Below are 26687 nucleotides of genomic sequence, written 5' to 3'. Positions count from 1 at the left end.
ACCGCCCCTCGAAAAAACAACCCGACCTATCAAACGAGACTTGACTCACAAGACCCCATATGAGGGTGGGCAAAGCGGCCGCCGCAAGGCGGACGCGTGCCCACCATCCCGCCGCGTGCACGCCGCAAGACGGTGGGCACGGCGCGGTCAAGAGCACGGCACGTGGATACAGCTGTGGAACGCGCCTTTGCCCACCCTACGCATCTCGTTTCAGATGATGAGCGTCATGTGACGAGGGCCTCCGGGCAACTGCGCGACCGGCGTGATCAGCACCTTCTCGAACCTGACCAACGTCCAATCGTCCGCATGCGGCTGGATCGCGAAACCGGCCTTGCGCGCCAGCGCGATCATGACGTCGTTGGTGCGCAGCGCGTCGCCGAACAGACTGATGGCGCCGAGCGCGCGGGCGCGGCGCTCCAGATCCGCGATCAGCCCCGGCCCGATGCCGTGGCCGTGCCAGCGGTCCTGCACCGACAGACCGAACTCGACGCGCCCGGTGGCGCGGTCGAACGCGTAGCGCGCCTCGGCCACGACGCGCGCGACGCCGTCCTGCTCCATCGTTCCGATCAGGCTGAAGCGACCGTTGCGGCCGAGCGCGACGAAATCGTCGAGCACCGCCTTGGGCAGTTCGCTCAGCGCGCCGAGAAAGCGCTTGGTTCGCGAACGCGGGCTCAAGGAGCGCACATAGCCCTGCAATAGGTCGGCATCGTCCGGCGTCACGAAGCGCAACCGCACCGGCTCGCCGCGCCGCGTATGGATGACGTCGGACGCGGCAGCGAGGTCGGCGACAGCAGGCGTCGGCATGGCGAGCTCCGGCGGAGAGGGGTGCCGGCGCCCTCCTTGGCGGAGCGGCGCCGGCGTGGCGGGGTGAGTGAGGGCTCAGGCCCGCCAGAACGGCTTGTCGATCTCGGCGGCGATGTCGCCCCGGGACAGGCCGAGGTCGTGCAGTTCGCGCTCCGACCACAGCGCCAGCTCGTGGCGCGTCCGGTAGCGGAAGCGCCACGCTGCAACCAGCTCGGCCACCCCCGACCAGAACCCGTTGGCATGATGATTCGTCATCGACGAGGAGACGTACGTGGACATTGAAGCCTCCTGAAATTACAGTAAGGCTGCACTATCGACGGCTTGCCGCGCATCGACAAACGACATTTCATACCCATTCGGATGAAATAAAATCATGAATAGAGGATACCCCGGATGGCCGCACGGCTGCCCTCGCTGAACGGATTACGGGCCTTCGAGGCGGCGGCGCGGCATCTGAGCTTCACCCGCGCGGCGGCCGAGCTGAACGTGACGCAGACCGCGATCAGCCATCAGATCAAGCGGCTGGAGGACGAGCTCGGGCTGCGCCTGTTCGTGCGCCAGAACCGCAGCCTGGCGCTGACGCCGCAGGCGCGCGACTATCTGCCGCTGGTGCGGGCGGCATTCGACGATCTCCGGCTCGCGACCGAGCGGCTGGTCCGCAAGGACAATGCCAAGGTGCTGACGGTCTCCACCATCGCGTCGCTGGCCGCCAAATGGCTGCTGCCGCGGCTCAGCGCCTTCCAGCAGGATCATCCCGGAATCGACGTGCGCATCGCCACCTCCAGGTCGCTGGTCGACTTCCGCAAGCAGGATGTCGACGCCGCAATTCGCTACGGCCGCGGCCACTGGCCCGGCGTCCGCGCCGAATGGCTGATGGCCGACGAGGTGTTTCCGGTGTGCAGCCCGGCGCTGCTGCAGGGCGACAGGCCGCTGCGCTGTCCGAAAGACCTCGCGCATCACACGCTGCTGCACACGACCGGCGGCTATGAGGACGATTGGCCGCTGTGGCTGACCGCAGCGGGCCTGCCGGCCGGGATGCCGCGGCGCGCCGAGCTCGGCTTCGACATGATCTTCATGACCATCCAGGCCGCGATCGACGGCGTCGGCGTCGCGCTCGGGCGCACCGCCTACGTCCAGGACGACATCGCCAAGGGACGGCTGGTGGCGCCGTTCGAGATGGTGCTGCCGAGCGACGCCGGCTTTTACCTGGTGACGCCGGAGGGACGCACCGATCCACCCAAGCTCAAGGCGTTTCGGCTGTGGTTGAAGAGTGCAGCGCAGCAAAAGGGCGCATCGCCAAATCCTGTTCAGCGTTAAGTTATTACCAGCAAGGCTATTGGCCGTCGGGGTGATGCGTGGCAGATTGCCGCACCATTCCACGGCCGGCGCAGAATTCTTCCGCACGAGCCATTCGACGGTAGGAGTTTGTTCTGTTGTCACCGACCTCAGCCGCCCAGCCCGCCCCCATCCAGTCGCGCCTCGGCGCGATCCTGCGCGCCACCAGCGGCAATTTTCTCGAGCAGTTCGACTTCTTCCTGTTCGGATTCTATGCCCCGATCATCGCCAAGGCGTTCTTCCCGTCGGAGAACGAGACCGCGGCGCTGCTGAACGCCTATGGTGTATTCTGGCTCGGCGCGCTGATGCGGCCCGTCGGCGCCATCGTGCTCGGCGCCTATGTCGACAAGATCGGCCGGCGCAAGGGTCTGATCGTGACGCTCGGCATCATGGCCATCGGGACCGTCGTGATCGCGTTCTGCCCGACCTACGCAACGATCGGCATCGCAGCCCCGATCATCGTGCTGCTCGGCCGCCTGCTGCAGGGCTTCTCGGCCGGCGTCGAGCTCGGCGGCGTGTCGGTCTATCTGTCCGAGATCTCCACACCCGGCAATCGCGGCCTCTACACCTCGTTCCAGTCCTCCAGTCAGCAGGTCGCGATCTTCGTCGCGTCGGTCATCGGCTACGTGCTGAACCAGGCCATGCCGGCCGACATGGTGGCCGCCTGGGGCTGGCGCATCCCGTTCTTCATCGGCTGCCTGATCATTCCGCTGATCTTCTTCCTGCGCCGCACGCTGGAGGAGACGCCGGCCTTCCTCGCCATGAAGAAACATCCGACGGCAAGCGAGGTGTTCGCCTCGGCGCTGGAGAACTGGCGCATCGTGATCCTCGGCATGATGATCGCGGTCCTGACCACGACGACGTTCTACTTCATCACCGTCTATGGTCCCGGCTTCGGCAAGGAGCTGAAGCTGTCGGCGGCGGATTCGCTGATCGTCACGTTGCTGGTCGCGGTGACCAACTTCCTCTGGAATCCGGTCGGCGGCGCCGTGTCGGACCGGATCGGGCGCAAGCCGGTGCTGGTAACCATCGCGGTGCTGGCGTTCCTGACCGCCTATCCCGCCCTGCATTGGCTGGCGGCGGCGCCGAGCTTCGGCAAGCTGCTCGCGGTCGAAATGCTGTTCTCGTTCTATTTCGGCGTCTACAGCGGCACCATGCTGGGCTGCCTGGTGGAGATCGTGCCAGCCCATGTCCGCACCACCTGCTTCTCGATCGCCTTCGCGCTGGCGGCCGGGTTGTTCGGCACCGCGACTCCCGCCGTCTCGACCTGGCTGATCAACAAGACCGGCGACAAGGCCTCGCCCGGCCTCTGGCTGATGTGCGCCGCCGCGCTCGGCATCGTCGCCGCGCTGACCGTCTATCGCGGCGGTCAGCAGGCGGTGGCGGTGCGCGGGCCAGTGACGGCCTGACCGGGTTGTCCGTTCACGTCGCGGGCGGCATCATCGGATGCCGCCCTTTTTGTTGAGGCTGCATCCGAAGCGAGACCCGTCATGGACAAGATGATTGCCATAGCCGAACAGGTCGCGGCCCGGCTGATCGCCAACAAACAGACCATCGCGGTGGCGGAATCCTCCGCGGGCGGCTTGATCGCAGCGGCGCTGCTCGCGGTGCCCGGCGCGTCGGCCTACTTTCTCGGCGGCGCGGTGGTCTATACGCGCGACGCCCGCCGCGTGCTGATGGACATTCCCGACGAGGCGATGACGGGCATCCGCTCGGCGTCGGAGCCGTATGCGGAGTTGCTGGCACGGCAGATCAAGACGCGCTTTGCGACGGATTGGGGCCTGTCGGAGACCGGCGCCGCCGGCCCGACCGGCAACCGCTATGGCGACGCCGCCGGCCATGCTTGCTTCGCCGTGGCCGGGCCGGCGTCCGCCGTGGTCACGCTGGAGAGCGGCAGCAGCGACCGCTTCGCCAACATGCGGCTGTTCGCGACAAGCGCGCTGGAGCTGCTGCTGACGAAGCTCGGCCAATAGGTCCGCTGTCGTCCCGGTCGAGCACGGGCGGCGCGCCGAGCCGGGAGGACAGGACCCCTCGTCGTTGCGAGCGACGCCATCCAGGCCTCGGCCCGCTCCGGATGGCGTCGGCGAACACACTGCCGTCGCAGCTACTCCGCCCCGATCGTCGTCAGGTCCTGGAACCAGTGCTGGGCCTGCACGAACTTCTTCACCTTCGGCGACAGCGCATGCGGGTTGGTGTCGTGCACCACCCACACCAGCACGGCATCGTCGACGACGGCGGCATGCGCCTGCGCGATCAGTTCATCCTGCTTCGCCGGATCGAAGGTCTGCTTGGCCTCGGCGATCAGCGCGTCGACCTTCGGGTTCTTGTAACCGCCCCAGTTGACGCCAACCGGCGCGATCTGGTCGGAGGCGAAGAAGCGGACGATGGCGTAGAGCGGATCGGACGTGACATAGGCGATGTTGTTGGCGGTGATGCCGGCGTTCATCTCGTCAGCCGCGCCCTTGCGCCAATGCGTGTACAGCGTTTCCAGCTCCACCACCTTGAAATCGATGTCGATGCCGATTTCCTTGAAGCTCTGCTGCAGGAATTCGTTCATCGGCAGCGACAGCATCTGGCCGGTGCCGCCTTGCGCGATGATGAACGTCGTCTTGAGCGGCTTGCTCGGCGAGTAGCCGGCTTCCTCGACCAGCTTCTTGGCGGCGGCGAGATCGTATTTGAGTTCGAAGGTCGGCTTGCCGAACCACGGGCTCGACGGGTCCACCTGGCCCTTGGCGGGCTTCGCAAGACCGTTCATCAGCCCGACCACTTCGTCGCGATTGATCGCGAGGTTGAGCGCCTTGCGCAGGCGGATGTCGGTCCACGGCGAGCCGGGCAGCACGCTGAGATGATAGTTCCAGACATGCGGCGTGACGTTGTCGACGAGCTTCATGCCGGCGGCCTTGAGCTGCGGCACGGCGTCCGGCGCCGGCGTCTCGATCAGGTCGACCTGGCCGGCGAGCAGCGCATTGGTGCGGGTCAGCGCTTCCGGCATCGGCACCAGCACGAGCTTGTCCGTCTTCGGCAGCCGGTCCTTGTTCCAATATTCGGAATTCTTCGTGAGCTCGGCGAGCTCGCGCGGCACCAGCTTGGTCAGCTTGAAAGGTCCGGTACCGGAGGGCTGGCTGGCGAACTTGTCCCAGTCCTTGCCGAGCTTCTCATATTGCGCCGGGCTCGAAATCAGGAACCACAGCATCTGATAGGGGAAGAACGAGTCGACCGTCTTGGTCGTGATCTCGACCGTGGAGTCGTCGATCTTGGCGTAGCTCGCCACTGACGGGAGCCGCGTCTTGACCTGCGCGCTCTGCCGCTTGTCGAACTGCGGTGCCTTATCGTTGAGCACCTTGTCCAGATTCCAGATCACCGCATCGGCATTGAAGTCGCTGCCATCGTGGAACTTGACGCCCTTGCGCAGGGTGAAACGCCATTTGGTCTTGTCGGCAGCGTCGACCTTCCATTCGGTGGCGAGGCCGGGGATCAGCTTGCCGGGCTTGTCGGCCGTGCTCATGTCCCACGCGACCAGCGGATCATAGAGCGTATAGCCCGTGAACTGATAGGCTCCGGCGCCGCGATCGGGCTGTCCCGTGGTCAGCGGAATGTCGGCCATCGAGATGCCGTAGCGCAGGACGGTCTCCGCCCGCGCCGAGGCCGCCGAAAGGCCGAGCGCGAGCGCCGTGGCGAGCAGTAAGTTGAAAATACGCATGCGAGTAACACTCCGTGGCAATCGGATGAATTCGATCCGCGAAACCTGCAATCCGGGTGCCAAGCCTTCCGGCGGGATCATTTGAGCACAAACAATTGTGACCTCGCGTCGCAGGACCCTGCTCGCAGGCACTGCTGGCATAGCCGTTGCATAACGATGCACAGAATTTAGCCAGCCTGCTTGGAGATGTTGATCGTGCTTTCGCGTATTGCGACCTCGAGGACCAACCGTGCGGCCGTTGCGGCCGCGATGATGACGACGGCTTCGCTCGTGCTGCTGCCGGCTGCGGCCGGCGCGGAAACCGTGCTGCGCATCGGCATGACGGCCGCCGACATTCCGCGCACGCTCGGCCAGCCCGACCAGGGTTTCGAGGGCAACCGTTTTACCGGCGTGACGATGTATGACTCGCTGACGATGTGGGACCTGTCGTCGGCCGACAAGCCGAGCGTCGTCATTCCCGGCCTCGCCACCGAATGGAAGGTCGACGAGGCCGACAAGACCAAATGGACGTTCAAGCTGCGTCCCGGCGTCACCTTCCATGACGGCGCTCCGTTCAATGCCGATGCCGTGGTGTGGAACGTCGAGAAGGTGCTGAAACAGGACGCGCCGCAGTTCGATCCGAGCCAGGTCGGCGTCACCGCCTCGCGCATGCCGACGCTCGCCTCGGCGCGCAAGATCGACGACATGACCGTCGAGCTGACGACCAAGGAGCCGGACAGCTTCCTGCCGATCAATCTCACCAATCTGTTCATGGCGAGTCCAACCAAGTGGCAGAAACTGTATGAGGCCGCGACCGGCGCCGACGACAAGGCGAAGTCGCAAGCCGCCTGGGCCGCGTTCGCCAAGGACGCCTCGGGCACCGGCCCGTGGAAGATGAGCAAGTTCACGCCGCGCGAGCGCCTGGAGCTTTCGAAGAACGAGGCCTATTGGGACAAGGCGCGGGTGCCGAAGTCCGACAAGATGATCCTGTTGCCGATGCCGGAAGCCAATGCGCGCACCGCGGCGCTGCTGTCCGGGCAGGTCGACTGGGTCGAGGCGCCGGCGCCCGATGCGCTGCCCGAGATCAAGCAGCGCGGCTTCAAGCTCTACGCCAACGAGCAGCCGCATGTCTGGCCATGGCAGTTCTCGCGCGTCGAAGGTTCGCCCTGGAACGACATCCGCGTCCGCAAGGCCGCCAATCTCTGCGTCGATCGCGAGGGCCTGAAGGACGGGCTGCTCGCCGGACTGATGGTGCCCGCGACCGGCACCTTCGAGAAGGGCCATCCCTGGCGCGGCAACGTCACCTTCGAGATCAAATACGACAAGGCGGCGGCGCAGAAGCTGATGCAGGAGGCCGGCTACGGCCCGAACAAGAAGCTCGAGGTCAAGACGCAGACCTCGGCCTCGGGCTCGGGCCAGATGCAGCCGCTGCCGATGAACGAGTATCTGCAGCAGGCGCTGGCCGAGTGCTATTTCGACGTCAAGCTCGACGTCATCGAGTGGAACACGCTGTTCACCAATTGGCGCCGCGGCGCCAAGGACGCGTCCGCTAACGGAGCCAATGCCACCAACGTGACCTATGCGGCGATGGACCCGTTCTTCGCGCTGGTGCGCTTCCTGCAGTCGTCGATGGCGCCGCCGGTCTCCAACAATTGGGGCTTCATCAACAATCCGAAGTTCGACGAGCTGGTGAAGAAGGCGCGCCAGACCTTCGATCCCACCGAGCGTGACAAGGCGCTGGCCGAACTGCATGCGGCCTCCGTCGACGACGCCGCCTTCCTCTACGTCGCCCACGACGTCGGCCCGCGCGCGATGAGCCCGAAGGTCAAGGGCGTGGTGCAGCCGAAGAGCTGGTTCATCGACTTCTCGCCGATCTCCATCGATCCATGATGTTCATGGCGGGGTGACCTCTCCAATCCGGAAGGCGCTCATTTTTGTTCGTTGAATGCCGAGCTCTCTCGGCGCGCGCGGTGCGCTCCCTCGCCCCGCTTGCGGGGAGAGGGTTGGGGTGAGGGGGACTCTCCGCGAGTCTGGTGTTCGTGGAGAGCCCCCCTCACCCGGATTGCATCTGACGATGCAATCCGGCCTCTCCCCGCACGCGGGGAGAGGCGGGCAGCGCGCTCGCTGCAACACAGGTGGAAACCTTCGCTCTCTTCGCAGAGAGTAAGGATGAGGTAACTTCGTGCTCTCTTATGCTGCCAGGCGGATGGTGTACGCGATTCCGATCATCATCGGTGTCGCGCTGGTCTGCTTCATGCTCGTCCACATCACGCCCGGTGATCCCCTGGTCGCGGTGCTGCCGGCCGACGCGTCGCAGGAGCTGGCGCAGCAGCTGCGCGTGGCCTATGGCTTCGACAAGCCGCTGCCGGTGCAGTTCGGTCTGTGGTTGTGGCGCGCGGTCAATGGCGATCTCGGCAGCTCGATCGCGACCGGCCGGCCGGTGCTCGCCGAGGTGCTGCGCGCGGTGTCCAACACCGTGACGCTTGCGATAGCGGCGGCCATCATCGGCTTCTCGCTCGGCCTGTTCTTCGGTCTCGTCGCCGGCTATTTCCGCGACAGCTGGATCGACAAGGTCGCGACCTCGATCGCGATCGCAGGTGTGTCCGTGCCGCATTACTGGCTCGGCATGGTGCTGGTCATCATCTTCTCGGTCGAGCTGAACTGGTTGCCCGCGGTCGGCGCCGGCCCGTCCGGCTCGGGCGCGTGGGCGTGGGACTGGGCGCATATCCGCTTCCTGGTGCTGCCCGCAATCACCACCTCGGTAATTCCGATGGGCATCATCACGCGCACCGTGCGCGCGCTGACCGGCGACATCCTGAGCCAGGATTTCGTCGAGGCGTTGCGCGCCAAAGGGCTGCGCGAGACCCATGTCTTCCGCCATGTGCTGAAGAACGCCGCGCCGACGGCGCTCGCGATCATGGGTCTGCAGCTCGGCTACATGCTCGGCGGCTCGATCCTGATCGAGACCGTGTTCTCCTGGCCGGGTTCCGGGCTATTGCTGAACTCGGCGATCTTCCAGCGCGACCTGCCGCTGCTGCAGGGCACGATCCTGGTGCTGGCGATGTTCTTCGTGATCCTCAACCTCGTGGTCGACATCGCGCAGGCCGCGATCGATCCGCGCATCAAGCGGGGCTAGCGATGAGCATCACGTCCCCGAGTGCGATGAACGATTCTGCGCTGCAGGCCGCGCCGGCCGCGAACGCGCGCGGCTATTGGGCCACGGTCGGCCGCCGCATCATCAGAGACAAGGTCAGCATGGTCTGCGTCGCGATCCTGCTGCTGATCCTGCTCTCCGCACTAGCAGCGCCCTATCTGCATCTCGCCGATCCCTATCAGGGCTCGATGATCCGCCGCCTCCGCCACATCGGCACGCCGAACTATCCGCTCGGCACCGACGAACTCGGGCGCGACATGCTGGCGCGGCTGATCTATGGCGGCCGGCTGTCGCTCCTGATCGGCATCTCGCCCGTCATCCTCGCCTTCGGCATCGGCACCCTGCTCGGCCTCGTCGCCGGCTATGTCGGCGGCTGGGTCAACACCGCGATCATGCGCACCATCGACGTGTTCTACGCCTTTCCGTCGGTGCTGCTGGCGATCGCGATCTCCGGCGCGCTCGGTGCCGGCATCACCAACTCCATCGTCTCGCTCACCATCGTGTTCGTGCCGCAGATTACCCGCGTCGCCGAAAGCGTCACCACCGGCGTACGCCACCGCGACTTCGTCGAAGCCGCGCGCGCTTCCGGTGCGAACGCGTTCACGATCATGCGGGCGCACATGCTGGGCAACGTACTCGGGCCGATCTTCGTCTACGCCACCGGCCTGATCTCGGTGTCGATGATCCTCGCCGCGGGCCTGTCGTTCCTCGGCCTCGGCACCAAGCCGCCGGAGCCGGAATGGGGCCTGATGCTGAACACGCTGCGTACGGCGATCTACGTCAATCCCTGGGTGGCGGCGCTGCCGGGCGCGATGATCTTCGCAGTGTCGATCTGCTTCAACCTGCTCAGCGACGGCCTGCGCAGCGCGATGGACATCCGGAGCTGATGGTTGCCATGCTGATTATCAACTGCGCTCGCTCGGCATCGACAGTGCACCTCTCCCCGCTTGCGGGGAGAGGTCGGATTCCATCGAAAGATGCAATCCGGGTGAGGGGGCACAGGTCTCTCCACGAACTCTTCCCGTGCGGCTGCCCCTCACCCCAACCCTCTCCCCGTAAGAACGGGGAGAGGGAGCGCACCGTGTCTGCCGCGCCTGCGCGAGTCCGTCATCATGGGTGAAGCATCGCCAGTCACCGGGCTCACCCCGATCGAGGACATGGGCGGCAAGGCGCAGCCGCTGTTGCGCGTCGATGGGCTGACCAAGCATTTCCCCGTCCGCGGCGGGTTGTTCGGCGCGCGGAAGACCGTGCGTGCCGTCGACGATGTTTCATTCAACATTGGCAAGGGCGAGACGGTCGGCATCGTCGGCGAGTCCGGCTGCGGCAAGTCGACGACGGCGCGGCTGCTGATGCATCTGATGGACCGCGACGCCGGCGAGATCATCTTCGACGGCCGTCAGGTCGGCCACGAGATGTCCCTGCGCGAGCTCAGGCGCGGCATGCAGATGGTGTTCCAGGACTCCTATGCCTCGCTCAATCCGCGTCTGACGATCGAGGAGTCGATCGCGTTCGGCCCGAAGGTGCATGGCATGGCCGATGGCGCCGCACGCGCGCTCGCGCGCGAGCTGCTCGGCAAGGTGGGCTTAAGGCCGGAAACCTTCGCCAACCGCTATCCGCACGAGATCTCCGGCGGCCAGCGCCAGCGCGTCAACATCGCCCGCGCACTGGCGCTGTCGCCGCGGCTCGTCATCCTCGACGAGGCCGTCTCCGCGCTCGACAAATCGGTCGAGGCGCAGGTGCTGAACCTGCTGATGGACCTCAAGCGCGAATTCGGCCTGACCTATCTGTTCATCAGCCACGACCTCAACGTCATCAACTACATCTCCGACCGCGTGCTGGTGATGTATCTCGGCGAGGTCGTCGAGCTCGGCCCCGTCGAGCAGGTCTGGGCCAAGCCGGCGCATCCCTATACGCGCGCGCTGCTCGCAGCGATGCCGTCGTCCGATCCGGACCGGCGCACCGAGACGCCGCCGCTGTCGGGCGATCCGCCGAACCCGATCGATCCGCCGGCCGGCTGCCGCTTCCACACCCGCTGTCCGTTCGCAGAGGTGCCCTGCGCGAATGTCGCGCCTCGGTTGACGGAGCTGGATAGAATGGGCCATCAGGCCGCCTGCCACATGGCGATCCCGGGTTCGGGACACAGCCGCGCACCGGCCGCCTGACGGCAAGACACCAGCAGCGAGAAGCGGAATGACCAGACCCACGCCCCAGCAAGTCCATGCCATCGCGGAGGCCTCCGGCCTGCCCGTCGACAAGGAGGTCGCCAGCCGCATCGCCGACTCGATCGGACCGGCCTTCGATGGCTTTGCGGCCATTGCCGGCACCCTGCCCTTCGACCTGGAGCCCGCGAGCTACGTCGTGGCGCAGACGCTGAAGGTGGCCCGATGAGCACCGAACCCGCTCTGATGACGCTGACCGAGGTGGCGAAAGCCATCGCCGAGAAGAAGCTGTCCTCGGTCGAGGTGACGCGCGCCTGCCTGCATCGCATCGCGCAATGGCAGCCGAAGCTGAACGCCTTCATGGCGATCGAGTCCGAGCCGGCCCTGAAGGCGGCCGCATTGGCCGACGCTGCGCTGGCCAAGGACGGCCCGAAGGGCCCGCTGCACGGCGTGCCCCTGGCGCACAAGGACATGTACTACGAGGCCGGCCACGTCTCGACCTGCGGCTCGCTGATCCGGCGCGACTTCGTGGCGACGACGACCTCGACCGCGGTGCAGCGGCTGAAGGACGCCGGCTCGATCCGGCTCGGCACCCTGCAGATGGCGGAGTTCGCCTACGGCCCGACCGGACACAACGCGCATTACGGCGCCGTCCACAATCCCTGGAAGCTCGGCTATGTCACCGGCGGCTCGTCGTCCGGCTCGGGCTCCGCGGTCGGCGCGCGCCTGACGTTTGCGGCGCTCGGCTCGGACACCGGCGGCTCGATCCGCATGCCCGCGAATTTCTGCGGCGTCACCGGCCTGAAGGTGACCTGGGGGCGCATCAGCCGCGCCGGCGCGATGCCGCTGTCGCAATCGCTCGACACCGTCGGGCCGCTGGCGCAGACGGCGGAGGATTGCGCGCTGCTGCTCGGCCTGATGGCAGGTCCAGATCCCGAAGATCCGACCGCAAGCCATGCGCCCGTGCCGGACTACGTCGCAGCGACCCAGGCCTCGATCAAGGGCCTCAGGATCGGCGTGCCCAAGGCGTTCTATGTCGATGACCTCGATCCTGAAGTCGCGCGCTGCCTCGACGCGACGATCGCGGTGCTGAAGACCGAGGGCGCCGATGTCGTGCAGGTCGATCTGCCCGACCAGCGCCAGCTCACCGCAGCCTGCCAGCTCGTTCTCGCGGTCGAGGCCGCCGCCTTCCACAAGCGCTGGATGATCGAGCGGCCGCAGGACTATGGCCCGCAGGTGCTGATGCGGCTGCAGAACGCGCTGGCCGTCTCCGGCGTTTCCTATCTCGAAGCGCTGCGCTGGCGCGGCGCCGCGTTGGCCGCGCATGTCGCGGCGACCGCAGGCGTCGATGCCGTGATCGCGCCGGTCTCGCCGCTGGTGACGCCGTCGATCGCCGACAGCGATGTCGGCGGTGCCCCCGGCGCGGAGGCCGTGATCCAGCGCATCACCCGCTTCACGCGTCCGGTCAACTATCTCGGTCTGCCGTCGCTGGCGATCCCGACCGGCTTCACCGCGACGGGCTTGCCCGTCGGCATGCAGCTGATCGGCCGCTCCTTCGATGAGGCGACCATCCTGACCATCGGCGCCGCCTTCCAGCGCGCGACCGACTTCCACGCCAGGGTGCCGACGCTGCCATGAGAGAGACTCGCGCACCCCAGCCGACAATATCACCCTCCCCTGGAGGGGGAGGGTCGATTGCGCATCTCATGCGCAATCGGGGTGGGGTGACGGTCTCTCGTTTCAGAAGCGAGTCAATGGAGGGGCATTCACCCCTCCCCGTCTCGCATTCCGCTGCGCTGCATGCGAGCCGACGCTCCCCCTCCAGGGGAGGGTGGCAGTCCGCAATCGGACGCGGCGTTCCTGACGGCAAGGTGAAGTAGCCCCCATGACCAACCTCGTCGAGATCGACAACCTCAGCATCCGCTTCACCGGCGAGCGCACCGTGCATGCGGTGAACGATGTCAGCCTGTCGCTGGCGGACGGCGAGGTGCTGGGGCTGCTCGGCGAGTCCGGCTCGGGCAAGAGCGTGACGATGCGGGCGCTGATGCGGCTGCTGCCGAAGAAGCGCACGCAGATCTCGGGTCAGGTCGAGGTGATGGGCCGCAACGTGCTGGCGCTCGATGACGAAGAGCTGTCGCAGTTCCGCGGCCGAACGGTGTCGATGATCTTCCAGGAGCCGGGGCTGGCGCTCGATCCAGTCTACACGATCGGCGACCAGATCGCCGAAACCGTGATGCGCCACGAAGGCAAGAGCCAGGCGGACGGACGCGCGCGGGCGCTGGAGATGCTCGATGTCGTCCGCATTCCCTCGGCCAAGCGCCGGCTCGATTCCTATCCGCACGAAATGTCGGGCGGCATGCGCCAGCGCGCGATGATTGCGCTGGCGCTGGCGTGCCGGCCGAAGGTGCTGCTCGCCGACGAGCCGACCACCGCGCTCGACGCCACCGTGCAGATCCAGATCCTGCTGCTGCTCCGCGAGCTGCAGCGCGAGTTCGGCATGTCCGTCATCTTCGTCACCCACGACATCGGCGTCGCCATCGAGATCTGCGACCGCGTCGCGGTGATGTATGCCGGCCAGATCGTGGAGCAGGGTTCGCTGCGCGACATCGTCCGCCAGCCCGTTCATCCCTACGCCCGCGGTCTGCTGGCCTCGACGGTTCACGGCGCCAAGCGCGGCGAGCGGCTGCAGACCATCCCGGGCACGCCGCCCTCGCTCGACCAGGCGCCGCAGAGCTGCTCCTTCGCGCCGCGCTGCAGCCTCGCCCAGCCGCGCTGTACGGAGGCGATGCCGCCCAACATTGCACTCGGGCCGCAGCGCCTGGCCCGTTGCATTCTCGCCCAACCGCCGATGAGTGTGGCGGCGACGTAACGGTCGGCGCGAAACCTACGCTCTCTCGTTACCGCACGATGTGTCGCGTGTCGTCGTGCTGCGGCAGTCCCGCTATGATGCGGCACGGCGCGGGGGCCTGCGCGCGCAAGGATAGGCGATGCACATCTCGAACGAAGGTATCCTGGTCATTCTGTTCGTCGGCCTGATCGCCGGCTGGCTGGCGGGCCAGATCGTGCGCGGCACCGGCTTCGGCCTGATCGGCGATATCGTGATCGGCGTGCTCGGGGCCCTGGTCGCGAGCCTCATTTTCCCGCGCCTCGGCATCCGTCTAGGAACCGGGCTGGTGTCCGAGATCGTCTATTCGGCGCTCGGCGCCATCATCCTGCTGCTCGTCGTCCGGCTGGTGCGGACCGGCGGCCGGCTCTAGCTTGCGATCCGGTGCGGCTGAACGTTTCCGCTGCACCGCACGACACACCAAGCACATCGCTCATTTACGCTAAAGCGAGCGTCTTTGGACGCTCGCCACCGGAATCAGTTATATTTCGCCTTGTTTCCCGCCAACTCATCGTTTTGATCGGCGGACCTGCAGTTCATTTGATCGATTAGAGATGGTGGTGATGGCGGCCGTACCTCACGCGAGGCAATCCGAACTCAGCGATGCCTTGCGCGGCTGCCGCAGCGCCTTCGTCGGCGTTGGTCTGATGAGCTGCATCATCAACCTGCTGTATCTGACCGGCTCGATCTTCATGCTGGAGGTCTACGACCGGGTGCTGCCGAGCCGTTCCGTTCCGACCCTGATCGGCCTCATCATCATCGCCGCCGGACTCTACGCCGCCCAGGGCGCGCTCGACATGATCCGCAGCCGCATTCTCGGCCGGATCGGCACCGCGCTGGACGAGAGCCTGAACGCGCGGGTGTTCGACACCGTGGTGCGGCTGCCGCTGTCGGCCGGCGGCCGCAACGAGGGCCTGCAGCCGCTGCGCGACCTCGACAACATCAGGAGCTTTCTCGGCAGCCAGGGGCCGGGGGCGTTCTTCGACCTGCCGTGGCTGCCGCTGTATCTGGCCATCTGCTTCGCCTTCCACGTGATGCTCGGCGTCACCGCGCTGGTCGGCGCGATCATCCTGGTGACGCTGACGCTGGTCACGGAGTTCATGACCCGCACGCCGGCCAAGGAGGCGATGGGGCTCGCCGCCCGCCGCAACGATCTCGTCACCGCAAGCCGCCGCAATGCCGAGGTGCTGGTCGCGATGGGCATGGCCGGGCGCATGCTGCAGCGCTGGAACGAGACCAACGACAAATATCTCGCCGGCAACCAGCGCGCCAGCGACGTCGCCGGCGGCCTTGGAGCCATCGCCAAGGTGCTGCGCATGATGCTGCAATCGGCGGTGCTCGCGGTCGGCGCCTATCTCGTCATCCACCAGGAGGCAACCGCCGGCATCATCATCGCCGGCTCGATCCTGAGCGCCCGGGCGCTGGCGCCGGTCGATCTCGCCATCGCGCATTGGAAGAGCTTCGTGGCCGCCCGCCAGAGCTGGCGCCGCCTGAGCCAGCTGCTGCAGACCATGCCGCAGCGATCGGCGCCGACCCTGCTGCAGCCGCCGGTCGCCAAGCTCTCGGTCGAGGGCATCTCGATCGTGGCGCCGGGCGACCAGAAGCCGATCGTGCAGGATGTCAGCTTCGCGTTAGCGGCCGGCAACGGCCTCGGCATCATCGGCCCCAGCGCGTCCGGCAAATCCTCGCTGGTGCGCGCGCTGGTCGGCGTCTGGCGTCCGGTGCGCGGCCATGTCCGGCTCGATGGGGCGGCGCTCGATCAGTGGTCGTCGGATGAGCTCGGCCGTCACATCGGCTACCTGCCGCAGGACGTCGAGCTGTTCGCCGGCACCGTGGCGCAGAACATCGGCCGCTTCGATCCGCAGGCCTCGGCGGATGGCGTCATCGCCGCCGCCAAGGAGGCCGGCGTGCACGACATGATCATCAAGATGCGCGAGGGCTACGACACCCAGATCGGCGAGCAGGGCACGGCGCTGTCGGCGGGACAGGCCCAGCGCGTCGCGCTGGCGCGCGCGCTCTATGGCAATCCGTTCCTGATCGTGCTCGACGAGCCCAACTCCAATCTCGACACCGAGGGCGACGAGGCGCTGTCGCGCGCGGTGCGCTCGGCGCGGGCGCGCGGCGCGATCGTGGTCGTCGTCGCCCACCGGCCGATCGGCATCGAGGCCGTCGATCAGGTGCTCGTCATGAAGGACGGCCGCGCGCAGGCGTTCGGTCCGAAGGAAACGGTGCTGGCGCAGGTGCTGCAGCCGCGTCCGGCGGCGCCGATCAAGATCGTCTCCGACGCCGGAGTGACGAAGCCATGAGCAGTCAGGTCGTCGCCGGCCCTCTTCCCGGAGCCCGCAAGCCAGAGAGCGTGCGCGAATCGATCCGCCGCCATCTATTCGTCGGCATGGCCGTCGTCATTGCCGTAGCTGGCGGGCTCGGCGGCTGGGCCGCGACGCAGCAGATCTCCGGCGCGCTGATCGCGCCGGGCCAGATCGTGGTCGAGTCCAACGTCAAGAAGGTGCAGCATCCGACCGGCGGCGTCGTCGGCGAGCTCAGGGCGCGCGACGGCGACGTCGTCAAGTCCGGCGACATCGTGGTGCGGCTCGACGACACCGTGACCAAGGCGTCTCTCGCGATCGTCACCAAGAATCTCGATGCGCTGCAGGCCCGCGCCGCCAGGCTCGAGGCCGAGCAGCGCGGCTGGGCCAAGATCCTGTTTCCGCCGCAGCTCCTGCAGCGTATGAGCGATCCCGACGTCAAGAGCCTGACCGCGAGCGAGACCAAGCTGTTCGAGGTTCGCGTCAACGGCCGCATCGGGCAGAAGGCGCAGCTGCGCGAGCGCGTGGCCCAGCTCGGCGAGGAGATCGAGGGCCTCTCGGCGCAGGTCAGCGCCAAGGACCAGGAGATCGCGCTGGTGCAGAAGGAGCTGGACGGCGTGCGTCAGCTCTACGATCAGCATTTGGTGCAGTTGTCGCGCCTGACGACGCTGGAGCGTGACACCGCCCGCCTCAACGGCGAGCGCGCGCAATACATCGCCGCCCGCGCCCAGGCCAAGGGCAAGATCAGCGAGACCGAGCTGCAGATCATCCAGGTCGACAAGGACATGGTCAGCGAGGTCTCCAAGGACCTGCGCGAGGCCACCGACAAGATCGGCGAATTCGTCGAGCGCAAGATCACCGCCGAGGATCAGTTGCGCCGCGTCGACATCCGCGCGCCGCAGGACGGCATGGTGCTGCAATCCTCCGTCCACACCGTCGGCGGCGTCATCACCGCCGGCGACACCGTCATGCTGATCGTGCCGCAGAGCGACGATTTGCAGGTCGAGGCCAAGGTCAATCCGCAGGACATCGACAAGCTGCAGATCGGGCAGAAGACCTTGCTGCGGCTCTCCGCCTTCAACCAGCGCACCACGCCGGAATTGAACGGCGTCGTCAGCCGCGTCTCGCCCGACGTCACCACCGACCAGCGCACCGGCCAGAGCTACTACACGATCCGCGTCTCGATGCCGCCGCAGGAGATTGCAAGGCTCGGCGACGTCAAGCTGATCCCGGGCATGCCGGTCGAGGCCTTCGTCCAGACCGGCGACCGCACCGTCATCTCCTACCTGATGAAGCCGCTGCACGATCAGCTGATGCGCGCCTTCCGGGAAAAGTAGGACGCCCACGCCGTTATGGGGTCCAGCGCAGCGGCTACTTCGTCAGCAGCGCATGGGCGCCGTTCCAGTCGTCCGGCGGCGGGTCCTGCCGATAGCTGCGGATGCGGGCCTCGTAGAGGTCGTAGAGTTTCGCAAGCTCCCTCGCCTCGTCGTTCTTGCGGCCGCGCGCGATCGCGGCGAGCGCCTCGTCCCAGTCGCGGCTGCGATAGGCGGCCAGCATCTCGATGGTGAGATTGCGCAGGAGCTGGAAGCGCTCGGAATGCATCACGTCCTGGCGGCCGGTGATGGCATAGATCACCTCCGGCTCGGTCTTGCCCTTGACCATGATGAAGTCGAGTTCGAGGATCGCGAGCCGGTCCTTGACCGCCATCGCGGTGGCTGAGCCGACGATGATCGGAAAGCCGTATTCCTTGGACTGGCCTTCGAGCCGCGAAGCGAGATTGACGCTGTCGCCGAGCGCCGAATAGTTGAACTTCAAATCGGAGCCCATGTTGCCGACGACGCCGATCCCGGTGTTGAGGCCGATGCCGACCTTGAGCGGAATGTAGACATGGCCGCCATGCGCGGCCTCCTGCTCGCGTTCGCCATTCACCATGTCGATCCGATCGAGCATGTCGAGCGCGGCTTCGCAGGCGTTGAGCTGATGATCCCGGTCGGCGAGCGGCGCATTCCAGAACGCCATGATGGCGTCGCCCATGTATTTGTCGACGTAGCCTTTGCGGGCAATGATGGCATCGGTGAGCGGCGTGAGGAAGCGGTTCATCAGCTGGGTCAGGCCCTGCGGATCGTGCTTGTAGCTCTCCGAGATCGAGGTGAAGCCCCTCACGTCGGAGAACATCACCGTGATCTCGCGCTCCTCGCCGCCGAGCTTGGGCGGGGAGTCGGCGAGTTGCTCGACCAGCACCGGCGACAGATATTGTCCGAACACCGAGCGCATCTGCCGGCGCTGCTCCTGCTCGCGGACGAAATTGGCGAAGATCAGCGTCAGATAGATCGCCGTCGTCGACAGCATCGGATAGGTGAAGTCGATCAGGAGGCGATGCTGGGTGTAGGAGTACCAGGAGATGCCCATCAGCGCGCTCGCGAACAACGCCCCGACCACGACCAGCGTGACGGCGCCGAGTTGCGGCGCGAACACGATGACGAGCAGACCGAGCAGGACCGCAGCGAAGAACTCGACCACGACACCCCAATACGGGCGGGTCAGGATGGACCCCGTCAGCACCGACTCCAGCACCTGGGCATGCACCTCGACGCCCGGCATGGCCGGATAGACCGGAGTGGTCTTGATGTCGTACAGACCTATCGCCGACGGTCCGATCAGAATCAGCTTCTTTGCGATCTTCTCCGGCGCCACGCGCCCCTCGAGCACGTCGATGGCGGACACGTAGATCGACGGATCGTGGTTGGCGTAGTGCACCCAGATCTTGCCGTTGCCGTCGGTCGGGATCTGAAAACCGCGCAGGACGAGGTTGGTGATGCCGCCTTCCTCGGCCTTGATGAAGACCGTGTCCGTGCCGGTCAGGACGCGAAGCGTCTCGAAGCTCAGCGCCAGCATGGTGGTGTCCTGCGCCCGCATGATCATCGGCACCCGGCGGATGATGCCGTCGCGCTCCGGGGGAATCGTGAACAGGCCGCGCCCGGCCGCGGCATGCTCGATGACCGGAACGTTGCGCAACAGCCCTGGGAAAGGCTCCATGAAGGGGATGGGGTCGCCCGTCATCGCGAAGCCGGTGACCGGTAGCGTCGTATCGAGATCGGCGCGCCGATCGAAGCTGCCGGTTTCGCCGAGCACGATGCGCGACCTGCGCAAGGCGTCGGCCAGCACCTGGTCATTCGACGGCAGTCCCCTCAGCTTCTCGCGCGTCGCCTCATCGAGATTGGGAAAGGTCTCCGCAGCGATGGCGGGATTGAGCCGGTCCGGCTCGGCGAACACGACGTCGAAGGCGATCACGACGGCGCCAAGCCGCGTCAGATTGTCGATGATCTCCGCGATGCGCGTCCGTGGCCACGGCCACTGCCCGAGCTTGGGATCCGCAAGGCTCTTCTCGTCGATGTCGACGATGGTCACGGGGCGGATCGTCTTGGTCCGCGGACTGAACGCCTGAAAATTGTCGAAGGTTCGGAGCCGCAGCTCCTGCACCGGCGCAGGATCGGCGACGCGCAGCGCCGCAAACGCGATCAGCAGCAGCAGGCAAATCACGCGCGCATAACCGAACCTGCGCGCGAACCATCGTGGGACTGCTCTCAACCGCTTCATACAGCATCCGATATCACGCCGGGGCCGGCGGTCCGAGACCAACGGTCGTCCCGGACGGCCCGCTTGGCGATGCCCCCGTCTGCATCGCATGCGCCATGCGCATGCTCAGACGAGATGAAAACCTTCGTGATGCAACTTGAACTGCTCCAGCGTCACACCCTTCAGAGTGAGCGTATCGTGCGCCGCGTCGGTGATGACGGTGTCGTGGCCGTTACCGGCGGACTGTGCCGCAGCGACCATTGCGTCGACACAGGCGAACAGCGAATGGTCGATCTGCACGACGTCCTTGTCGACGTCGAAATCGGCGATCGTGGCACTGCCGAAATGCGGATTGAACACGAAGGTGTCGTTGCCGTCCTTGCCGAAGATCGTGACCCCGCCGCCGACATTGACGAAATTGTCGTTCTGATCCGTGCCGTTGACCGTCGTGGCGCCGTTGCCCGCCAGCGTGACCGTCAGCGCCTCGGTCGCGGCGCCGCCGTGACCGTCGCTGACTTGCGCCTGATAGGTGACGGTCAGCGTGTCGCCGGGATTGAGGAAATCCAGGTTCACGTCGGCCGGATGGTATTTCCAGTGCAGAACCTTGGACCCGCCGTCGGATGTGGCGCTGTCGAAGGTGATCGCGAGGGCATCGGCCAGCGTCTGGACCTCGGCGTTGGCCGGCAGGGTCGGAGAGCCGTTGTACAAGATCGTGCCATTGCCGAGCACCGAGGCCGTCAGCGTATCGCCGACATCCTTGTCGAGCACCGTCAGCGTGCCCGACATGCCGCACGCCAGCTTGACCGGCTGGTCGGCAATGCTGCCGGCGGAGACGTTGTCGATCTCAAACGCGTTCTGGCTGCTCGCCAGCACGACCTTGTTGAACGGCGACAGGCCGAGGAACTCGACATAGCCGTTCGAGGCCGGCGATCCCTGCCCGCCATTCGCGATCAGCGGTGCGACCTCGCCGCCGCTGTAGGACGCCACCAGCTTGTCGCCATTGTAGAAGGAGATGCCGTTGTAGCTGTCGACCGAGCCCCAATACAGGCCAAAGCTGTTCTTGAGGCCGCCGAAGGTGATGGTCTCCTGGGCCTGGCCGCCGATGCTGAGATAGTTGGTCTGGTCGGCACCGTCGTGCATGTAGGGCGCCGCAGACGTGGACGAGGAGCCGTGCACCACGCCAGCATTGCCGTCGGCGGTAAAGGTCGCGTCCAGCGCCTTGCTGTAGAAACTGCCATGGCCGCGCCCGTTGTCGGACATGGACCCGGCCGTGACGTCATCGAAGGTCTCTGTCGGCATGCCCTCGGCATTGGTGCCGACAGTGGCCGCCAGCACGGTCGCACGCTCGGACAGGATGACGGTCTGGAGCGTCGGATTGGTTTCACCCGTGATCACGGGGGCATCCTCGGCACCCTTGACGGTGACGGTGACGGGCACCTCCACGCTGCCGCCGTGGCCGTCGTCGATTTGCACCGTGTAGGTCAGCGTCACGTGCTGACCGACGCCGAGGTAGTCGAACGCCTTGTCGCTGGCAGCGAAGCTCCAGGCCTGCGATCCCGCACCCTTGCCGGACTCGGTGAGCGCGCCGAGCGACAGCCAGCTCTTGAGCACAGACATGTCCGACGGCAAGCCACAGTCATTGCCCGAGGTCGCAACGTCGCCGATGACCTTCAACACGTGCGTATCGGTGAGATCGGCGTCCGTGAAAGTGATGGTGCCGCTCGCCGTGTCGAGCAGGCTCGATCCTGACTCGGCCGTACGCTCCGCGATGACGGCCGGCTGCCCATCGCTCGTCACGACCGGCAGATCGTTGGTGCCTTTGATGGTGACGACGATCGTCGACGTCGCGGTGCCGCCTTCATGATGATCGTCGAGCGTCACCGTGGTGGTGACAGTCACCGTCTGGCCGACGCCAAGGAAATCCAGCTTGCCGTCAGCAATGTCGTAGGTCCAGTCGACCTTGCCATTGTTGGCGTTGCCACCTGGGCTCAGTTGCAGCGCCTGTTCGAGCGCGGCGATTTGGCCCCCCGTCAGTTGGCCGGACAAGTCGGTGTGCCCATCGGCCGCCGTCCATGTCACGCTCTGCGCGTTGGCCAGAATGGAGGCGGTCGGCCGGTCCGTCAGGTCGACGTCGTGGAAGTGAATGGTGCCGTCGACGCGAAGCGGATCGGGCGATCCGGTCGTCTCCGCCGTCTCGGTGACGAGACCCGTCTGTTCGGGATCGGCGATCACCGGTGCCGCGTCCTTGTCCGTCAGCGTGATCAGCGTTCCGCCCTGCCCATCATTGCGACCGGAGAAATGCAAGCCGCTGAAATCGCCGTCGAGCGTCAAGGCAATGCTGTGCCCTTTGCCATCCCAGACGGTGAGTACGCCGTTCTCGAACGTCGCCGTGGTCGCGTCGCTCCATTCGATCGTTTTCAGATCGATCTTGTCGTCGACGCCGAGGCCGGCGAGCTTGGCGGAGAAGCCGGCATCGTCGATGACGATCTCGCTGCTCCCCTTGCTGCTGAAATCAATGGTCTGGTCGACATGGCCATCGACCGTGAGCGTCGCTCCGGCATCGACCTTGATAAGCCCCAGGCCAGACACGTCACCGCTGATCTCGAACGTGCCGGCCGTGATCTCGATCGTGCCGTCGTTGTAGATCGCTCCACTGAGGCCGCTCAGGCCGCTCGCGGTGATGGTGCCGTAGATGTAAAGCGTGCCGTCACCGCTCACCTTGGTGCCAGCGAGATCGAGGATGGCACCGAAATCGATAGTGACTATGCCGACGTTTTCCACGTCAACGCCGGACAGGGTAACGTCTTGACCGGCGACCTCCAGCGTGCCTGCAATTTGCACCTTCAGCGCGCCGCCGGTGAGCGTCGTACTGCCGTCGAGAACCAAGGTCGCTTCCACGGGAGTCTCACCATCCTCATCGATGATGATGTCACCGTCGGTATTATCGATAGTGACATTGTCGAACGTGGTCGCAGTTGCAGTCTCGACATGCACGGTGCCGTGGTTGACGAGATTGCCCCCGGTGATCGTGCTGTCCTCGATCAGTAGCAGCGCGCCTTGATCCACCTGGACCGTGCCGGAATTGTCGACCGTCACCCCGACCAGGGTCGCGCTCTCCTCTTCGGCGACCTCGAGCGTCGATCCTCCGCCGATCGTCACGTCGACATCGGTCAAGGAAGCGGCGCCCTGAACCGTCAGGATCGCCGTTGCCTCCGCCAGCACACCAGTCTCGCCGATCAGCAGCGCGCCGCCCGCGACGGCGCTGCCGTTGATCACGCTGTCACCGTCGATGGAGATCGTCCCTTCGCTGGTGACGGTGCCGCCGGCGATGCTGGTGCCGCTCAGCGACAGCACACCGCTCAGCGCAAGGGTGATCGCGGCGGCGTTGGCATTGATGATCGTCTCGTCCTCGAAGGCATTGCCGCTGCCGGAGACGGCGACGCCGCCGTAGTTCCACAGCGTGCCGCCGATCAGCGCGGCCTGGCCGGTCAGGGCCACCGTCCCGCCGGAGTGATTGGTCAGCATCCCGCCGGTGATGGACGATCGCGACAGCGTCAGGGTCGCAGACTCCTCGACCGTGATGGCGCCGTCCGCATTGTCGACGCTGGTGCCGTCGCCGAGAGTAAGTTCGGCAGCTGCCTCGACGTCGATCAGGCCGACATTGGTGATGCTCTCGTCCGAGATGGCGTTGCCGCTGCCCGCCACCTCGATCGTGCCGAAATTGGTCAGCTCGCCGTAGCTGATCTCCGCCCCGCCTTGCAGGACGAGCAGGCCGTTGGCCTGCAGCGGCGGCTCTCCGCCCTCGTCCAGCGTGCCGACGTTCTGGACCACCGGCGCGCCCTGGATAAAGATCGTTCCACCATCGATGCTGCCGCCGTCGAGGGTCAGGGTGGCGCCCAGGTCGACCTGGATCAGGCCGGAGCTGTCCTCGTCGGCGTTCGCGACGTCGGCGGACACGGTCAGCGTGCCGCCGGTCAGTTCGAGCGTTCCGGTGTTGACGATGTCCGCAGCGGACCCAAACACGCCGCCACCGGCCAGAACCATCGTGCCGGCATTGTGCAGCTCGCTGTGGTCCAGGATCAGGACCGAGCCGCCGACAATGATCGTCGCATCGGAGAAATTGTAGATTCGGGAGTCGGCCTTGGCCGTCAGCGCGCCACTGATCGTCAGCGTGCTGTGATTGTCGAGCTCCGGGACGGCTCCGCCGCCAAAATCGTTCAGGCTGACCGATTTGGCGAAGGCCGCCGTCTCGATCGTCACCGGGAACGCGGGCGTCAGGCCGTGCAGTTGATCGGTGATGATGATGACGTCGTCATGGGCCGTCGGCGCCAGACCGGTTTCCCAGTTCGCGCCGTCGCCCCACAACATGACCTGCGCGCCGCTGCTGTCGCCGGGCTGCGTGGTGGCGATCCAGACGACGGCGGGATCGTCGGTGCCGGTGATGGTCACCGTGATCGTCTGGGTCGATGTCGCGCCTTGCGAGTCCGTCAAGGTCACCGTGTAGGTGAGCGTCAGCGTCTGCCCCGCGGGAATGAAATCGGCGACGTAGACCGGCAGGTTACCGAAGCTCCAATTGATCTTGCCGGTGCCGCTGCCGGTGCTGTCGGAGGCCAGCGACGCCGTCAGCGCCTGCTCGAACAGAGCGAGCGGAGCGGGCGGAAGGTTGCCGCCGCCTTCGAGAACCGCGCTGGTCAGCTTGGCCGAAACGATGTGAGTGTCGGTGAGGTCGACATCCTTGAAGGTCAGCGTGCCCGAGGTCGGATCATCCGACGTCAGCGGTCCGCCCGGCACGCTGGTGCCGCCCTCGAACGCGATCGAGTGAACCGCCGCCGTGATCTCGGGCTTGTCGTTGGTGCCCGTCACCGTGATCGTGATCGGCACCAGCGCATATTCGTTGGCGGGCGCGAAATTGTTGTCGACGCGCACGAGATAGGTCAGCGTCAGCGTCTCGCCGGCCGCCAGAAAGTCGAAATAGTTATCGGGGACGCTGTAGGTCAGCGCCGCCGAGCCGTAGTTCTTGTTGTTGGGATCCGGCGTGACCGTGATCTTCACGGCCGTCGCCATCACGTCCTGCAGCTGCAGGGCATTCAACGAGGCCGTGACGTCGGCCTGCTGCGCGCTCTTGTAGGCATAGGACGCGAAGCTCACCGAGACCGTCGGCCGGTCGATGCCGTTGATGTCGACGAAATTGACCCGGCTGAGGACCGTGTCGAGATCGGCGCCGTTCCCGGTCTGGCCGGCGCGCTCGATCAGCCCGAACGCCGTCGTGAGCTGGCCGGCGGTGTCGAGAATCCGGACCTCCGGCGGGCCGGCGATGTGCGTCAGTTGCTCGGACGTCGTGCCCGGCGTAGCCGACGAGCCGGTGTCGTCGGTGACCCGGAACGTCGGCGTCGCGGTGGTGCCGTTGGCCAGGGTGATCGGCGTCAGCGTCTGCAGCACACCGATGTCGGTGAAATGCGGCGTCGACTTCGGATTGGTGTTATCTGTGAATTTCTGCGTGAAGACGTCGTTGATGAGCTTCTGGATGTCCGGCGAGAGCGGGACAGTGGTCTGATTGATCACGCCGTTGCTGATCTGGATCTGCTGGCCGGCCTGGTTGACCACGGCGATCGGCTGCAGCGTCGTCTTGTCGAACAGCACGTAGGAGCCGGTGCGGCCGTCGGGCTCGACCAGCACCTGGAACTTGGCATCGGGCAGACCGCCCTGCCCCGGCACCGTGAAATCGATCTCGACCAGCACGGCCGTGCCGCGAATGCCCATGGTGGCCACGGGCGTGTCGACCTTCATGTCGCCATGCTTGGCGGTCTCGCCGGCCACGAACGAGATCGTGCCGGCGACGAGGCTGATCAGCGATGAGTTGTTCGACCCGTTGGGGTCGTACACCATTTCATTCAGTACCATCCGCGCATTCGAGGACAGGCCGAACACGGTGCCGTCGATGAAGGTGATGCCGAGCGTCGAATTCGAGCCGGACTGGACGACGTCGCCCTTCTCGACGTTGTCGCCGTTGTGAAGCAGAATCGAGACGCCGTTGCGGATGACGGTCGCGGTGCCCTGCAGCTTGGTGACATGGCCGATCACCTTGCCGGCGCTCGCCGCGCCGCCGGCCTGGCTGACCTGCACCGCGCCGGAGAGCGTATTGACGAGGTCGCCGGTCAGATGCGCGCCGTCGGGCGATGCCAGCGGCGCCCGCTTGTCGCCCTTGAAGTAATCCGGCAGCACGATCTCGCGGCCGTCGGACGACAATACAAGGTCGAGGCCGGAGCGCTTGAAATCGGCATTGAACAGAAAATGCGCGTCGGGAACGACGATCGCATCCGCCGGCGCATGAGCATGCGGCGCGTCCAGCTTCACATGAGCGGTCGCAGACGTGCCAAGGCCGTTGGAGAAAAGCGCGGCGTCAGACTTGCCAGCGTAATTCACGGGCCCACCGACTATGGTTAATAATTACATAAGAATTGATGTTCAAACCCTGCATATCACTGGAAAGTGTCTGGCGGAACCACCTTCAGCTTGTGCGCCCGGGGCCCGGAAACGGCAGCGCCCAAAGTTTTTCCCTGATATCTTCAAGATTATATCGTTCCTTCTGTAAGGACTTCCCAAGTATAAATTCGTATTCGAAGCCAAGATCAGGCGCATTCTCAGCATTTCACTGTATTGCCAGCCCAACGAATACATCGTCCAAACCCAACATCCCCACCCACATACTCCTGCGGGCGAAATTCGGGCGGCCCATGCCGGTCGCGCCGAGAAAAATCGACAAAATGCAACAATTGAGCCGGAGCTGCGG

Annotated in this window: 18 protein-coding genes; 13 read left to right on the top strand and 5 right to left on the bottom strand. The window is 65.8% G+C overall.

The features are described 5' to 3' along the window. Nucleotides 1-210: 210 nt before the first annotated feature. Together ACQR1B_RS03500 and ACQR1B_RS03495 are read right to left on the bottom strand one after the other, a co-directional pair. Nucleotides 211-804, bottom strand: a complete 594-nt coding sequence (locus tag ACQR1B_RS03500) for a GNAT family N-acetyltransferase (protein WP_434831221.1) — start codon at nucleotides 802-804, stop codon at nucleotides 211-213. A 75-nt stretch (nucleotides 805-879) separates the two neighbouring features. Next, complete coding sequence (locus ACQR1B_RS03495) at nucleotides 880-1083, bottom strand: DUF1127 domain-containing protein (protein WP_434831222.1); 204 nt, start codon at nucleotides 1081-1083, stop codon at nucleotides 880-882. 114 nt (nucleotides 1084-1197) lie between these two features. Between ACQR1B_RS03495 and ACQR1B_RS03490 the strand changes: the two genes are divergently transcribed. The 3 genes from ACQR1B_RS03490 to ACQR1B_RS03480 all read left to right on the top strand — a co-directional run bounded on the left by ACQR1B_RS03490 (nucleotide 1198) and on the right by ACQR1B_RS03480 (nucleotide 4112). Next, nucleotides 1198-2121 (top strand): transcriptional regulator GcvA, encoded by a 924-nt coding sequence (locus ACQR1B_RS03490; RefSeq protein ID WP_434831223.1) that lies wholly within the window; start codon nucleotides 1198-1200, stop codon nucleotides 2119-2121. Nucleotides 2122-2237: 116 nt separating this feature from the next. Continuing rightward, a complete protein-coding gene (locus ACQR1B_RS03485) occupies nucleotides 2238-3548 on the top strand; it encodes an MFS transporter (protein WP_434831224.1) in 1311 nt (436 codons plus the stop codon). A gap of 81 nt (nucleotides 3549-3629) precedes the next feature. After that, the gene (locus tag ACQR1B_RS03480) at nucleotides 3630-4112 is read left to right on the top strand and encodes a CinA family protein (RefSeq protein WP_434831225.1); all 483 of its coding nucleotides are present in this window, start codon (nucleotides 3630-3632) and stop codon (nucleotides 4110-4112) included. A 131-nt stretch (nucleotides 4113-4243) separates the two neighbouring features. Here the strand turns inward: ACQR1B_RS03480 and ACQR1B_RS03475 are convergent, their stop codons facing one another. Continuing rightward, on the bottom strand, nucleotides 4244-5839 hold the full coding sequence (locus ACQR1B_RS03475) for an ABC transporter substrate-binding protein (RefSeq protein ID WP_434831226.1): 1596 nt from the start codon (nucleotides 5837-5839) through the stop codon (nucleotides 4244-4246). 249 nt (nucleotides 5840-6088) lie between these two features. Here ACQR1B_RS03475 and ACQR1B_RS03470 point away from each other — a divergent pair, with 249 nt between their 5' ends. The 10 genes from ACQR1B_RS03470 (at nucleotide 6089) to ACQR1B_RS03425 (ending at nucleotide 17658) form a co-directional block, all read left to right on the top strand. Continuing rightward, nucleotides 6089-7708: an ABC transporter substrate-binding protein gene (locus tag ACQR1B_RS03470; RefSeq protein ID WP_434874991.1), complete on the top strand. Its 1620-nt coding sequence runs from the start codon at nucleotides 6089-6091 to the stop codon at nucleotides 7706-7708. A gap of 292 nt (nucleotides 7709-8000) precedes the next feature. Further along, entirely contained in the window at nucleotides 8001-8954 is a 954-nt protein-coding gene (locus ACQR1B_RS03465; RefSeq protein ID WP_315772647.1) for an ABC transporter permease, read from the top strand. A 2-nt stretch (nucleotides 8955-8956) separates the two neighbouring features. Further along, the gene (locus ACQR1B_RS03460; protein WP_434831228.1) at nucleotides 8957-9859 is read left to right on the top strand and encodes an ABC transporter permease; all 903 of its coding nucleotides are present in this window, start codon (nucleotides 8957-8959) and stop codon (nucleotides 9857-9859) included. A gap of 225 nt (nucleotides 9860-10084) precedes the next feature. Beyond that, the gene (locus ACQR1B_RS03455; protein ID WP_434831229.1) at nucleotides 10085-11134 is read left to right on the top strand and encodes an ABC transporter ATP-binding protein; all 1050 of its coding nucleotides are present in this window, start codon (nucleotides 10085-10087) and stop codon (nucleotides 11132-11134) included. A 28-nt stretch (nucleotides 11135-11162) separates the two neighbouring features. Continuing rightward, entirely contained in the window at nucleotides 11163-11360 is a 198-nt protein-coding gene (locus ACQR1B_RS03450) for a hypothetical protein (protein ID WP_434831230.1), read from the top strand. After that, a complete protein-coding gene (locus ACQR1B_RS03445; protein WP_434831231.1) occupies nucleotides 11357-12769 on the top strand; it encodes an amidase in 1413 nt (470 codons plus the stop codon). Before ACQR1B_RS03450 ends, ACQR1B_RS03445 begins: the two co-directional genes overlap by 4 nt. Nucleotides 12770-13016: 247 nt before the next feature. After that, nucleotides 13017-14000 carry an ABC transporter ATP-binding protein gene (locus ACQR1B_RS03440; protein ID WP_434831232.1) on the top strand — a complete coding sequence of 328 codons (984 nt, stop codon included), beginning with the start codon at nucleotides 13017-13019 and terminating at the stop codon, nucleotides 13998-14000. Nucleotides 14001-14118: 118 nt separating this feature from the next. Next, nucleotides 14119-14388, top strand: coding sequence for a GlsB/YeaQ/YmgE family stress response membrane protein (locus tag ACQR1B_RS03435; protein WP_434831233.1), 270 nt, complete (start codon nucleotides 14119-14121; stop codon nucleotides 14386-14388). A gap of 190 nt (nucleotides 14389-14578) precedes the next feature. Then, nucleotides 14579-16321, top strand: a complete 1743-nt coding sequence (locus tag ACQR1B_RS03430) for a type I secretion system permease/ATPase (RefSeq protein ID WP_434831234.1) — start codon at nucleotides 14579-14581, stop codon at nucleotides 16319-16321. Then, nucleotides 16318-17658 (top strand): HlyD family type I secretion periplasmic adaptor subunit, encoded by a 1341-nt coding sequence (locus ACQR1B_RS03425; RefSeq protein ID WP_434831235.1) that lies wholly within the window; start codon nucleotides 16318-16320, stop codon nucleotides 17656-17658. Before ACQR1B_RS03430 ends, ACQR1B_RS03425 begins: the two co-directional genes overlap by 4 nt. Nucleotides 17659-17692: 34 nt before the next feature. Here the strand turns inward: ACQR1B_RS03425 and ACQR1B_RS03420 are convergent, their stop codons facing one another. Next, a complete protein-coding gene (locus ACQR1B_RS03420) occupies nucleotides 17693-19918 on the bottom strand; it encodes a CHASE2 domain-containing protein (RefSeq protein ID WP_434831236.1) in 2226 nt (741 codons plus the stop codon). Nucleotides 19919-20023: 105 nt separating this feature from the next. Then, nucleotides 20024-26320, bottom strand: coding sequence for an Npun_F0296 family exosortase-dependent surface protein (locus tag ACQR1B_RS03415; RefSeq protein WP_434831237.1), 6297 nt, complete (start codon nucleotides 26318-26320; stop codon nucleotides 20024-20026). Nucleotides 26321-26687: the final 367 nt, after the last annotated feature.

The sequence above is a fragment of the Bradyrhizobium oligotrophicum genome (genome assembly GCF_051168495.1).
Taxonomy (GTDB): domain Bacteria; phylum Pseudomonadota; class Alphaproteobacteria; order Rhizobiales; family Xanthobacteraceae; genus Bradyrhizobium; species Bradyrhizobium oligotrophicum_A.
The sequence above is the reverse complement of the archived record's forward strand: the minus strand, read 5'-3'. Positions and strand labels throughout refer to the sequence as shown.